The organism is Geobacillus sp. YF-1, from assembly GCF_052692335.1.
Genome location: NZ_CP199850.1, coordinates 1670736 through 1684082, shown reverse-complemented (window position 1 = coordinate 1684082; position 13347 = coordinate 1670736). Strand labels below are relative to the sequence as shown.

The window sequence follows — 13347 nt, the reverse complement described above, 5'->3', positions numbered from 1 at the left end:
CGCATGGAACGATTCATGATGTTCGACGATCGGCCGATCGATTCGTTTTTGGTGATGCAGCTTTCCGATCTTGCCCGAACGCTCGCCCAGAACCGTCATTGGACGGTGGAGTTCGCCGCTCACTCCGGCGTGCATCTAACCCGGCCGATTGTTTACGTCAGCCGCTTTTGGGACGTCTATCCTGCTCACGAGAAAGAAGCGGCCATCAAAAGTGACGTCGTGCTGCGCCTTATTGGCACAAGGCGTCATACCGACGTCTCCGCCGTTCAGGCGTTCCGGCAAGCGGCCGACGCGCAGCCCTTGCCCAAACTGGCGAAACAGCTGTTTTCCTTCGCTGAAGATCTTCGTTTGGAAATGGTGTGCGAGCGGGAACGACCGGGGACGAAGCGATGGTTTCGGGTGCGCCGTCGCCTATACCGCCGCTATTTCGCCCAGCAATGGCAGGCGAACCAAACGCGGAGCGCCTTGGCTGATCAATTTTTGGCGGCTATGTATTTGCGTTTGACTGCCGACTCTCCCCTTGACGATGTGCCGCTCGCTCCGATGGCCGAGGAAGCGGTGCAAACCCGCCTGCAAACGCTATGGACACAATGGTTTGACGCTTCTTCCACCACTGAGGTAGCACAATGGGCATTGGCGCTGACGGAACTGATGAAACAGTCACTCCATAGCGATCTCGTCCACGACTACACATCGCTTCCCTTTGTCAGCGACGCTGGACAGGACGAACAAACGCTGACGATTGACGACATCAAACGAACGGATCCACTTGAAAACGATGATGCGCTCGCCGAGGCGAACGGGGAGGTCAAGCGGCAGACGCTGCCGACATGGCATCGAGAAACGAGTCGGACGGGCGGAAGCTTTCTCCGCTTTGAACTCGAGCGGGGAAGCCGAACAGGAATGATGGGCGACGGGGCAAGACCGGGGGATGACGGCGACCAGGCGCTCGCCATCGTTCAAGGAACGTCCCAACCAACGAATCGGAATGACTATGGCCTCGAGGCGCACGCCTCCTTTAACGATCATCCCCGCACCGGAAGCGGCGCACCATACGGCGAGGCGAACCGCCGGGCTGAACTTGTGCTTGTTCCTTTCTCGCCGCCAAGTCCGGTCCATCTCGAGCAGTACCGCGCCAAGCAGGCGGCGGTGGCGCCGTACCGGAAACGGCTCGTGCGCGTGATGGAGCAATGGCTTGAGCATCAGCGCAGCGCTTGGCGCACAAACTTGCCCGCCGGACGGCTGCGCAAACAGCTGGTGCCGTTTTTCACCGATGAGCGGCCGCGCTTGTTTTACAAAAAAGGCGAGCCAGCGCGGCGGTTTGATGCGGTATTCGGACTGCTCGTCGACTGTTCCGCCTCGATGCACGACAAAATGGAAGAGACGAAAACCGGTCTTGTCCTTTGTCATGAAGCGTTGAAAACGTTGCGGGTGCCGCATGCCATTGTGGGATTTTGGGAAGATGCGAACGAAGCGACCGCCGCTTGGCAGCCGAATTACATGCAAACGGCTGTATCGTTTCGCCGATCATTGGAGCCATCGAGCGGCCCGGCGATCATGCAGCTTGAGCCGCATGAAGACAACCGTGACGGATTGGCGATCCGCTGGATGACGGAACAGCTTCTTGGCCGTCCGGAAAGGCAAAAAGTGCTGCTCGTCTTCTCGGATGGCGAGCCGGCCGCATACGGCTACGAACAAAACGGCATCATCGATACACATGAAGCGGTCGCCGACGCGCGCCGTCGCGGCATCGAGGTCGTCAACCTCTTTTTAGGGCGCGGCGCCGATGACGAATCGACGCGGCGGACGGTGGAAAACATTTACGGCCGTTTTCGCGTCTTCGTGCCGCATGTCAGTGAACTCGCTGACCGCTTGTTGCCGCTTTTGAAAGCTTGGCTGCAAAAAAGTTTGTGACAGAAGGATGGGAAATGATGATCAAATTATTCACCGACAGCGACTTAGACGGCATCGGCTGCGGATTGCTGGCCAAACTGGCGTTTACGGAAGTCAATATTTCATTTTGTTCCTATCGAAATCTTGATGAACGGGTTGCCCAATTTTTGCAAAGTGAAGAAGCGGCCGATGCCATGCTATGGATCACCGACTTGGCCGTCGGCAAGGAAGTCGAACAAAAGCTGGCCGAACGAGCCGAGCGCGGCGGCCATGTGCAAGTGATCGACCACCATGTCACGGCGCTTCATTTTAACCATTACCCGTGGGGATGGGTCGTGCCGACCGGAGAAGATGGCAAAAAAACATGCGCCACCTCGCTTTTTTACGACCACCTTGTCCGTGAAGGGAAACTGGCGCGAACGGAAGCGCTTGACGCGTTTGTCGAACTCGTCCGTCAATACGATACATGGGAATGGGAAGAGAACGGAAATATACAAGCCAAACGGCTTAATGATTTACTGACGATTTTAGGGCTCGACAGTTTCTGGGAGACGATGAGCGAACGGCTTTCTTCCGGCCAACCGTTCGCCTTAACCGAAACGGAAGAGCTGCTTTTGGATATGGAAGAAAAGAAAATTCAGCGCTACATCCGGCAAAAACAAAAGCAACTCGTTCAGCGCTGGCTTGGCGACTATTGCATCGGCGTCGTCTTTGCCGAGCGCCATATGTCGGAACTCGGCAATATGTTATCGAAGCGATTTCCTCATCTTGATTTAATCGCGATGGTCAATATGGGGACGAAACATATCGGTTTTCGTACCACTCACGATGATGTCAACGTCGCTGAGTTCGCTCGGCAGTTCGGTGGCGGCGGCCACCCAAAAGCGTCCGGTTGTTTGGTTGATGAGACGACATTCCCGCTCTTTGTCATCGAGACGTTCCCGCTGTTGCCAATTTACGGCGATGCGGAACAAAACCAGCTGAACAAACGAGACGGAGCGGAAGGAACCTTTTGGACGAACCATCATGGTCAATGGTGGTTGAGCCGTCATACCGAGCAAGGCTGGATCGTATATGCTGATGAGGAAGGGGAGGCGCATGCGTTTCCAGATGAAGCTAGCGGCGAGCGCTGGCTAAAGCGGCAGTTTGCGGCCGGCCTTGCTCATGATGAGGCGGTGCTTCAGTTTTTAAGCACACGACTCGCCCGCGACAAAGCCGACATTCAAGCGGACTATCTGGCGGCTGTCAAGCAATACAAACAACAAACCGGCATCGAACTTTGATGCCGGTTTTCCTGTTCGGTCAATCCTTCACCATTTCGCGAGAGCGATACAGCAGAAAATGTTAACATAATTGTAACAGTTTTTGTGTTTAGGAAAAACAGGGTTTGATTATAATAAGTACATAGGGAGGTGAGGAAAATGAAACAGTATGTTTTTTCTTTCTACACAGTTCAAGGGAAGACGATCGTATGGGAAGAAGCCATTCCGGCGTCCGGAATGATGGAAGCCTTTTCAAAAGCGCAACAGTTGCTCATCAAACATAAACGAGAAAAGGGCGTGCCGGTCCGCGTCAAATATAAAGGCGTTTGCTACCGTCATACCGATATCGCATGACAAAGAAAGGATGGGAACATGCTCTCCCTGCGACTATCATCGACACGCAGCGGGTAACGTGCAGTGTTTCTTGAAAGTGATTCAAGAACACTGCACGTTTTTATATGTCAACCAATACGGACGAGCTCCCGTCGTCATCGCACACGCCTGTAACCAGCGGAAATAGCCTTGCTATCATACGTATAAGACAAGTTCGTTCATGATAGAATACATGGGGATTTTTTTGCTTTGTCTCACTATCATGAGATTACTTTTATATGAGACAATCACTTATTTAACTTCCTATAATTTATATTATGTTAACTTATTGTTTTTCCGAAATCTCATGACCTCTTCCCTCCAGTGCCCATAAAATTATCCGGCACTTGTACTTGTATATATAATAAAAAAGAGCGGAAGAACCGCTCTCACAAACATTGTTTCAAGTTGTGTATTTTTCTTTTGCATAATGTATAAATTTATCAACTGTCCATATCTTTTCTCTATATTCTGCCGGATAGTACGAATGATAAGGTTTAGGAACAACTAGTATAACATTTTCTTCTTCCATTTCAGCGAGTTGGTTTGCTGTAATTCCTTGCTGGAGTGTTAATAAATGCTTTACGTCTATTCGGTCTGCTTCATTTAATATCTGTCTCCATCTATCTTTACAGGTTGTTTTAGCACCTAAAAATATTAGGTTTTCGCTAGGAAATTTTTCATCAGCATAAGCCTCGTTTGATGGTAATATAAAATCTGGCTTTTTGTTTCCCTCTGATTTACCGGGATGGCTAAATGGAATTTTATGATAAGAAAGCAAAAAATCAGTATGATGTTCTAGCGATTTACCTGCTCGACTTTTTCTTCTGTTTAATGCACCGCTAGCAAATGCAAGAAGTGGATCTAAATCAAGGAATGGTTTTGTTAAATATTCCTTATATAAACTTCTTTCAATTGCTCGGAATATGCTGTATTCTGTTTTAATCCACTCAAGTAAAATCACATCTGGTGTAAACTTTTTCTTCCTATATATTTCGTGATGCAAATTCCTCGCTAATTCTGCAAGTTCAGTAGTTTCAGGGAAGTCATTAAAGAAAGAAACCTCTTCTTTAATCCTTCTTTCTAATTGTTGAGATAAATCTATATCTTTTCTATCCCCTTCAAGATATACGGCATTGTTATTTGCAAGGGATAGAGAAAATGTATTTATAAAACTTTCAATTTCTTCTTCTGTATCTAATATGTATACTTTATAATTTTCCGGATCCATTGGGATGAAAATAATAAGGTTCCCAACTTGCTGTTCTTTTTCAAAAGGTGAATTAGACCAAAATCGTGTAATTCTGTACTCATTTCGACTACCTCTTCCGTAGTAAACCACACGACTTTCGAAAGGATAATACTCATCAATATGTACTTTAATATATCTGTCTTTATTTTCCCCCTTAGCTCCTTCTTCCTCGAAAAAAAGACTCCATGCTTGTTTGGCTATATAAATGCCATCTTGATGCGCCCCAGTTAAATTTACATCATTCGGAGAAATAAATTTGCAATAAAAGCGGCCATATTTTTTAGCCGCCTCTATTGCTCTAGTTAATCGATCTGCTTCATTTTGTTGCATATTCACCCCGTCCCTCTTCCAGATTTTCTTCTATTAGTTCATCCCGCTCAATTGCTTGAATCATCTTTTCTGCGATAAGGCGAACAACAGGAACAGCAACACTGTTGCCAAATTGCTTATATGCAGCAGTGTTACTAACTACAATCTTAAAAGAATCTGGAAATCCTTGCAAGCGTGCACATTCGCGTGGAGTTAATTTTCTTGGATTTTTACCTTCTTGCGGGATAAGAATCTCTGAACCGTCCTTGTAGTATCTGGCAGAGAGAGTACGGGAATATGAATCCAAATTGGCTAACCCATAACCGAAACCATTTCCTTTTTTAGCATGTTTTTCTTTGTACGCTTGTAAGTATTCCCACAGTTTGTCGCTTAATGTGTATTTATCATCTACATTATCTTCCAAGATGCTTCTTAACGGCGGACCTTGTTCGGGTATTTTTGGAAACTCAAACTTAAGGGGCTTTTTAAAGCCTACAATATATATACGCTCCCGATTTTGAGGAACAAGCCCCTTTGCATTTAATATTGCATCGTAAACCGTATAACCTAAGTCGTTCTCCAAGACATTTTTTATTACTTTGTATGTTCTACCTTTATCATGACTTTTAAGATTTTTTACATTCTCCAATAGAAGAGCCTGTGGCTGCTTTTCCTTTAAAATACGAGCGATATCAAAAAATAAAGTTCCTTGAGTTTCGTCAAGAAAACCATGTGGTCTTCCCAAAGATTTCTTTTTGCTTACACCTGCAATAGAAAATGGCTGACACGGGAAGCCAGCGAGCAAAATATCATGATCAGGAATATCCTTGGCATCAATCTGTCTGATATCACCGTGTGGTTTCTCACCAAAATTAGCCATATAGGTTTCTTGTGCTTTTACATCCCATTCAGATGAGAACACACAAATACCGTATGGTTCGAAGGCAAGTCTCATACCTCCAATCCCTGCAAAAAGATCAATAAAACGATATAGCAAATTTGACACCTCCTTCGAACACTTGTCTGTCTTAATTATAGCAAATTTTATTGTGTAATAGTCGTTTAATAGAAAATTGACACACCTCATTTTTCTTACCCCAATTAATATATTTTTTATCTAAACTCTATTGACTAAAACAATTTTATGCCTTATATTTAATTTAAATCAAGGTGTTATTTTCCCCGCTACCATTTGGCAGGGCTGATAGCACAAAAGTTCGGTAAGATAGCTTTTCCCCGCTACCGTTTAGGCAGGGCTGAGCTATCTTTTTTGTTTTTTGGTAGTAACCTCATTGTCCATAGGTTACCTAGTCCTGCTGAAATAGTAAACCTTCACGTCTTCTAACGGACTCATTAAACTTTCGATTGGTTTACTAAAGTCTGCTCTCTTTCAACCTTCAACGTTGGACCAACTCTGGCATATGCGGAAAGGGGCGGGCCAATAGCCGAACGATCGACTGATTGACCCTCCCCATTTCGTTTGTGCGCTCATTTGGCTGCAACGATGGTGGTCTCGTTACTTTGTTTGTTCTTTTTCGACTCGTTTTGGCATATGCTCTTTTTCATACGATCTGTTGCGGAAGGAAGCGCAGGACGGCTTCCTTCCTCTCGATTAACCCACTTTGATCGCGTTTTTTTCGCCTTGTTGCAGTTGATACATTTGATAATATTTGCCTTTCTTGTTCATCAGTTCGTCATGAGTGCCGCGTTCGACGATCGTGCCGCGGTCTAGCACAAGAATTTGATCGGCATTTCGAATCGTCGATAAACGGTGAGCGATGATAAACGTGGTGCGACCTTGTTTGAGCACATCGAGCGCTTGCTGAATGACCGCTTCCGTTTCCGTATCGATGTTGGCGGTTGCTTCATCGAGCACTAAAATGGCCGGATCGAATGCCAAGGCGCGGGCGAACGAAATGAGCTGGCGCTGCCCGGACGATAGCGTGCTTCCTTTTTCAATGACCGGTTCATCAAAACCGTTCGGCAAGCTTTTGAGCCATTGCTCCGCCCCGATGTCGCGAAGCGCTTTTTCGATCGTGCTGCGGGTAATGCGGGGATCTTGCAAACTCACATTGGACGCGATCGTGCCGGTGAACAAAAACGGATCTTGCAAAACGATCCCCATCTGCTTGCGCAACATTTGTTTAGGCATCGTTTGAATATCGACTCCATCGATGAGGATGCGCCCTTTTTGAATGTCATAAAAACGGAACAATAGATTCATGATCGAACTTTTCCCGGAGCCGGTATGCCCGACGAGCGCCACCGTCTCTCCTTGCTTGGCCGTAAAGGAGATGTTTTTTAACACATATTCGCCGTCCTTATACCCGAAATACACGTTCTCAAACACGACGTTTCCTTTGTAGCACGGCATGTCTCCTTCGTACACCTCATCGCCGGGCTCATCGAGAAGCGCAAAGACGCGCTGGGCGGCAACAAGCGACTGTTCTAAGTTCGCCAACTGGTTCACCATCCCGGTCACCGGCTGGAACAAGCGGTTGAGATAATCTACAAACGCGTACAGCACGCCCATAGAAATGGCCTGGCCGCTTAAAGAACCGCCCCCGAAATGCCAAATAAGCGCCACAAATGCCACGTTGCGGAGCACGCCGACTAAGTTATGCGATGTGAGCGCATTTAGGCTCAAAAGCTTATTTTGGTAGGTGAAATAGTCTTGGTTCAGCTCGTCAAACTCGCGCTCCGTTTCCTTTTGTCTGCGAAATGCTTGGATGATGGTCATTCCTTGAATCGACTCGTTAATCATCGCATGAATGTCGCTTAAGCGCGATCGAATGATTTGATTGTATTTCGACGCGTATTTCCGGTACACCTTCATCCATACGGCTAAAATCGGCAAGAGGATGAGGCAGACGGCCGCCAAACGAACATCCAAAAGAAACAGCGCGATAAAAATACCGGTGATATAGATGCAACTTGTAAAAAACGTCGCCAATACCGTAACGTAGAGCTCGCGAACCGCTTCCGTATCGTTCGTCACCCGCGCGACGATTTTCCCGGCCGGTAAACGATCAAAATAGCGAATCGGCAGGCGTTGGATGTGCGCGAAGACGTCTTTGCGCATTTTTTGAATAATGCGATTCGCCGCCATCTGCAAGTAGTAGCGCTGTCCGTATTGAAACGCGGTCGCCGCGACGAGCAGGGCCATGTACAGACCTAGTAAGGACATGATACGGTCAATGTCCGGCCCGTAAAAACGCATGAGCTCTCGAACGGACAACTTTTTGGCTGGATATGAGACCGACTCGTCCCCGCGGCGAATCGTGAGGACGCCGTCTTGGACGGAGCGGTTGCCGTCCAAGGCGACAGCGCGGTCGACAAAATAGTAATGCCGCCCGACTTGCAAAATGCGCACTTCTTTCCCTTTTTCTTCTCCTTGTGCAAAATCGCGCTCCCGCTTATACCATTTCCCTTGATAAAACACGGCATGGTTTCCTTTCGAAGCTTCGTGCCACGGAGACTCGATCCCTAAAATATGCTGGTCAATCACTCGTTTGGCGATCAACGGCCCCGTCAGTTCGGCAGCCACCGAAACCGCCAGCATACACAAGGCGAACACCATCATGTTTTTATAGTGAAGGGCGTAAGCGAATAACCATTTTCCGACGTTCATAAACCCACCCCGCTTTCTTCTATCGTCGCTGCGGCTTGTTGGCGGATCCATTGCTCGTAATACCACCCGTTTTGGGCGAGGAGTTGTTCATGCGTGCCTTGTTCGATCACTTTTCCGTCATCTAGCACGAGAATCCAATCGGCATGCTCGATCGCCGATAAACGATGCGTCGTGATGATCGTCGTTTTTCCGGCGCGCTCGCGGCGAATGTTTTCCATAATCGCCGCTTCCGTTTTCGCATCGACAGCGGACAAGGCGTCGTCTAAAATTAAAATTTCCGGATTCATAAGCAGCGCGCGGGCGATCGAAAGCCGCTGCTTTTGCCCTCCTGATAGCGCAATTCCTTTTTCTCCGACTAACGTATCGAGCCCTTCAGGAAGCATTTCGATATCGTTGCGGAATGCGGCTAAATCAATCGCTTTCTGGAATTCTTCGTCGGCCGCCTCTTTGCGTCCGAATACAATATTTTCTTTCACCGTTTTCGAAAATAGCACATGGTCTTGCGGCACGTAGCCAATCCATCCTCGCACCTGTTCCATTGGAATTCGCTCGAGCGGAACGCCTGAGACGGTAATGCGCCCTGTCCCTAGCGGATACTCCCGAAGCAATTGCTTCACAAGCGTCGTTTTCCCGCTCCCTGTTCGCCCTACGATGCCGAGCGTTTGCCCGCGCCGAAGCGTGAACGAGATGTTCGCTAAATTGGGGACGCTTGATGACGGATAGCGAAACCCGACTTGATCAAACACAATCGATTCGGGGATCTTAACCGATTGCGGCTCGGGATGGTTTTGCACATCCGGAACGTAGGCGAGCGTTTCGTTCACGCGATCGAGAGAAGCGTTGCCGCGCTGCATCACGTTCATGAGCTCGCCGATGGCAAACATCGGCCAAATCATCATGCCTAAATAAACGTTGAACGAAACGAGTTCGCCGAGCGTTATTTCTTGATGGAACACTAAGTATGCCCCGTACCCTAATCCGATTAAATAGCTCAGGCCTACTAGCAGTTTAATCGTTGGATCAAAGAGCGAATCGATTTGCGCGACTTTCATATTTTTTTGATACACGTCTTCCGTCAGCGCGTGAAATCTTGCTTCATCCGCTTTTTCCTGCACATAAGCGCGAATGACGCGCACGCCCGAAATTGACTCGAGCACATAATCGTTCATGTCGCCAAACGCATCTTGCGCTTTTGTAAAGCGTTCGTGAATTTGTTTTCCGTACAGATTCATCGCTGCCGCCATCACAGGCAGCGGCAGCAACGCCGCAAATGTCAGCTTCCAACTGATCGACAGGCCCATCGTGAATAAAATGACGAGCATGAACGCGCTCGAATCCACAAGCGTTAAAATACCAAGTCCGGCCGTATTGGCGATCGCTTTTAAGTCGTTCGTCGCCCGCGCCATTAAATCGCCGGTGCGATTGTTTTCATAAAACGTCGGCGTCATTTTGAGTAAATGTTTCATCAAGCGGGAACGCATGTTTCGTTCTAATAAAAACGCGCCCCCGAACAGCTGATACATCCATATATAGTTCACACCGTAAATGAATACCGTCAGCTCCATGAGCCCTCCGGCATATGCGATCAGCTTCTCCTTGGTGAAGCCGTCCGAATGTATATCGTCAATCGCGATTCCCAGCAACTTGGGCGGAATCGTTTCGAACAGGCCCCCTAACATTAAAAGGACAATGGCGATGACATATCGCTTCCAATGTTGCTTGAAAAACGAACGAAGCTTCCATAATACCGAAAACATATGGACTCAACTCCTTTATCGTTCAGTGATCATCTAGCCGCTCTCCATCTCTCCGGCTGGCAATGTGAACGGTGTCCATCTTATTTTCATTTTGCATTCCTCCCTTAAAATTGTAGATTGCAAGCTTAAAACCATCGGTAAACGGAGCATTTTCGGTCCGTCATTTCTTCTTCCACTTGTCGGATGAGCTGCTCCTGTTTGATTTCCTCCATCGTCCATGTCCGTCGCTCGATGGTAATGGTCACAAACAACAAATGGATCGTCATCGTCCCTCACCCCCTTTCATAAATAAAAGCCGCGGGTTTCCTGGAGTTCCCGCGGCGCAACAGCAGAAAAAAGCCGCAGGAAAGCGACTCCTGCGGCGCAAAAACGCAAAAAAGCCGCAGGAAAAAAACGATCTCCTTCCCGCGGCATTCGCTGTGCTGTTTAAGATGAAATGATCGTAACAGACTCGGAAGGTCGAATCGTTTTTCGTTGTTCCATTGTGCGCGTTGCTCGTTTCATCATTGCTTTCATGTTGTTCATCCTCCTTCCGAAATCATGTTACGAAGTCAATTGTATCCAAAAACGGTGAAGTTGTAAATGATTTTTCATGATTTTTATGAAACTTTGTGACATACTCCCCCATCTACGCTGACGCTTCGCGTTGTTTATGATAACCGCTGAAACACATCATGGAGGCAAACCTTTAAATCTGGATACAGAAAAGAAACGAGCACATCTTGTTCTCCAAATACTTCCCTTTTTTCATATGCTCCGTTATGCCACCCGTACACCTCCACGGTTCGATGCAGCGGATCAACCATCCAGTACTCTTTTACTTCAAACCGTTGATACAATTTGTATTTTTCATTTCGGTCTTTTAACGCCGTACTCGGAGACAACACTTCTACGATTAAATCAGGGGCTCCCACGCATCCCTTTTCTGTTATTTTCTCTCGGTTACAAATAACAGAAATATCGGGCTGCACTACATTTTTCGCGGATTTGTCATCAAGGCTTGAAGCGAATATAACATCAAATGGGGCCATGACCACTACACATCGTTGTTGTTGAAAATAATCCCGCAATGCCGCATACAACTCACCAACCATATACTGGTGAGCAAACGAAGGAGAAGGAGCCATGCTATATGGCACGCCATCAATCAATTCCCATTGTCCGTCCCATTTGAGATAATCTTCATATGTATAGTTGTGATTTGAAAACTCCGGAGTCGTCATCGCTCCTTCACTCCATTTCGTTTTTTATAATTATATACCGTAAATGAGCCAATTTCGCTAACTGTAACGCGATGAAAGTGATAAAATCTTTTTATATTCCGCATCGTTCGGTTTTCTAATTTCCATGCATGGAGTCCTCCTCGGGGGCAACACCGAAAATCATAGGTATTCCCTTTCAAGTGACATCATCAATTTTGCTTAATGGTAGATGAATGGTTTTCATGAAAAGAGAATGTCCTCCCCACCTTCTCTTACTCTCCCATAACGCGTTTGTGGCAATGGCGTTTCTGCGGGCAGAGTGTTAATCATGCAATCCTTTGCCGTCAAGAATGCGCTGGATATACTTTTCAATTCTCGCTTCGCGCGTTTTCGATTGTTTCGCTCCGGAAAAATAAAGGATGTACGCTCTTTGTCGTCCCGGTGTCAGCGATTCAAATGCTGTTTGTAAGGCCGGCATTTCGGCGAATTTTTTTTGAAGCTCTTCAGGAATTGGCTCTGGACTCTTTTTGAACTCCACTTTTAAGCCCGCTTTTTCAATTTCCATGGCTTCGTTAATATATGCTTTCAACACAGGTTCAAGCTCGATGCATTCTTTACCTCCATTCCGCTAACGAAAACACGCCGTTTTTTTCAAAATCGTATACAATCGCCGGGGGCAGCAGTTGACGCGCTTCATCCTTTGTCGCCCAGCAATAGTGGATATGTTCTTTCGAAAGGATGACCTCGTGCTGCTCGCTTGTGCATAAATACGTCAAGATGACGACTTGCCGCGTCGGATGGGTTTGGAACGTCGCAGCGTATAAAACTTTCTTCACCGTCACCGTCAACCCAACTTCTTCTTCAATTTCGCGAATGAGCGCAGCTTCTAACTCCTCACCAAATCGCATCCCCCCTCCGACCAGCTCCCATGTTCCGCCGCCCACTTCATCATCAGGCGCGCGCTGGACGATTAGCACGGTCCCTTTATGTAAGATCAACCCTTTCAAAACGACAACGATGTTCTTTCGATGTTCCATCCGCAGTCCCCTTTTTCTAGATTTTGACCTCTACACAATACTCTATATGGTTGAATTGAACAGATCAAGAAAAAACAGATATGTTAAAATTTAATTTTACTTAAATATTTAAATTGGTTTATAATATAGGTAGACTCATCATCAAGAAAGGGATGTCCGATGGACGATTTGAAAGCATTGTATCAGGCTATTAAAAAAAAAACGATGCGGTGACCGCGTTTTTATTGCAAGAGATTCGCGCCATGCTCGGCGCTGAGTATCAAGAGCTAACCCAAAGGCAAGTGATGCTGCTGGAGATATTGAGGCATCAAACCATGACGATCAACGAAATCGCCCAGTTCTTTTCCATAACTCCAAGCGCCGCCAGCCAGCTCGTTCGAAAGCTGGAGGAAAAAGCGTATGTTCGCCGAGACATCAATCCAACCGACCGCCGTGAAATCATCGTCCGCTTAGATCAAGCGGGTCAAACATATCATGACAAAATGGACGAAGTGGAATTGCGCTTAATGGAAAAATATTATGGAAAACTTCAGCGTGAGGACTTGGAAAAGCTGAAAGAAATTAACGATAAACTCTATACCATCATCATAGAGGCACATCGGTCGTAACCCTTCTCCATTGGGGAAGGTCTG

The 13347-nt window shown here is 47.1% G+C and carries 11 protein-coding genes and 1 pseudogene; 4 read left to right on the top strand and 8 right to left on the bottom strand.

What is annotated here, in order from left to right; genetic code table 11:
* Positions 1-3 precede the first annotated feature (3 nt).
* The 3 genes from ACTVIM_RS08440 (at position 4) to ACTVIM_RS08430 (ending at position 3509) form a co-directional block, all read left to right on the top strand.
* Positions 4-1914 (top strand): cobaltochelatase CobT-related protein, encoded by a 1911-nt coding sequence (locus ACTVIM_RS08440; protein WP_445614241.1) that lies wholly within the window; start codon positions 4-6, stop codon positions 1912-1914.
* Between the two features lie 17 nt (positions 1915-1931).
* Positions 1932-3176 (top strand): DHH family phosphoesterase, encoded by a 1245-nt coding sequence (locus ACTVIM_RS08435; RefSeq protein ID WP_445614335.1) that lies wholly within the window; start codon positions 1932-1934, stop codon positions 3174-3176.
* Between the two features lie 138 nt (positions 3177-3314).
* The gene (locus ACTVIM_RS08430; protein WP_033019761.1) at positions 3315-3509 is read left to right on the top strand and encodes a hypothetical protein; all 195 of its coding nucleotides are present in this window, start codon (positions 3315-3317) and stop codon (positions 3507-3509) included.
* A gap of 421 nt (positions 3510-3930) precedes the next feature.
* Here the strand turns inward: ACTVIM_RS08430 and ACTVIM_RS08425 are convergent, their stop codons facing one another.
* The 8 genes and pseudogenes from ACTVIM_RS08425 to ACTVIM_RS08390 all read right to left on the bottom strand — a co-directional run bounded on the left by ACTVIM_RS08425 (position 3931) and on the right by ACTVIM_RS08390 (position 12715).
* Entirely contained in the window at positions 3931-5109 is a 1179-nt protein-coding gene (locus ACTVIM_RS08425) for a type II restriction endonuclease (RefSeq protein ID WP_445614333.1), read from the bottom strand.
* Positions 5096-6094, bottom strand: coding sequence for a DNA (cytosine-5-)-methyltransferase (gene dcm, locus ACTVIM_RS08420; protein ID WP_407652278.1), 999 nt, complete (start codon positions 6092-6094; stop codon positions 5096-5098). Before dcm ends, ACTVIM_RS08425 begins: the two co-directional genes overlap by 14 nt.
* A gap of 606 nt (positions 6095-6700) precedes the next feature.
* Positions 6701-8719 carry an ABC transporter ATP-binding protein gene (locus ACTVIM_RS08415; protein WP_445614240.1) on the bottom strand — a complete coding sequence of 673 codons (2019 nt, stop codon included), beginning with the start codon at positions 8717-8719 and terminating at the stop codon, positions 6701-6703.
* Positions 8716-10476 carry an ABC transporter ATP-binding protein gene (locus ACTVIM_RS08410; protein ID WP_445614239.1) on the bottom strand — a complete coding sequence of 587 codons (1761 nt, stop codon included), beginning with the start codon at positions 10474-10476 and terminating at the stop codon, positions 8716-8718. The genes ACTVIM_RS08415 and ACTVIM_RS08410 overlap by 4 nt, the downstream gene beginning before the upstream one ends.
* A gap of 125 nt (positions 10477-10601) precedes the next feature.
* A complete protein-coding gene (locus ACTVIM_RS08405; protein ID WP_082799275.1) occupies positions 10602-10742 on the bottom strand; it encodes a YrzI family small protein in 141 nt (46 codons plus the stop codon).
* 384 nt (positions 10743-11126) lie between these two features.
* Positions 11127-11699 (bottom strand): Uma2 family endonuclease, encoded by a 573-nt coding sequence (locus tag ACTVIM_RS08400; protein ID WP_445614238.1) that lies wholly within the window; start codon positions 11697-11699, stop codon positions 11127-11129.
* A gap of 301 nt (positions 11700-12000) precedes the next feature.
* Positions 12001-12294 (bottom strand): annotated as a pseudogene (locus ACTVIM_RS08395) (YdeI/OmpD-associated family protein); the annotation flags it as partial.
* On the bottom strand, positions 12293-12715 hold the full coding sequence (locus tag ACTVIM_RS08390) for an NUDIX hydrolase (RefSeq protein ID WP_445614237.1): 423 nt from the start codon (positions 12713-12715) through the stop codon (positions 12293-12295). The pseudogene ACTVIM_RS08395 and the gene ACTVIM_RS08390, both read right to left, overlap by 2 nt.
* A gap of 209 nt (positions 12716-12924) precedes the next feature.
* Between ACTVIM_RS08390 and ACTVIM_RS08385 the strand changes: the two genes are divergently transcribed.
* Positions 12925-13323, top strand: a complete 399-nt coding sequence (locus ACTVIM_RS08385; RefSeq protein ID WP_445614236.1) for a MarR family winged helix-turn-helix transcriptional regulator — start codon at positions 12925-12927, stop codon at positions 13321-13323.
* Positions 13324-13347 lie beyond the last annotated feature (24 nt).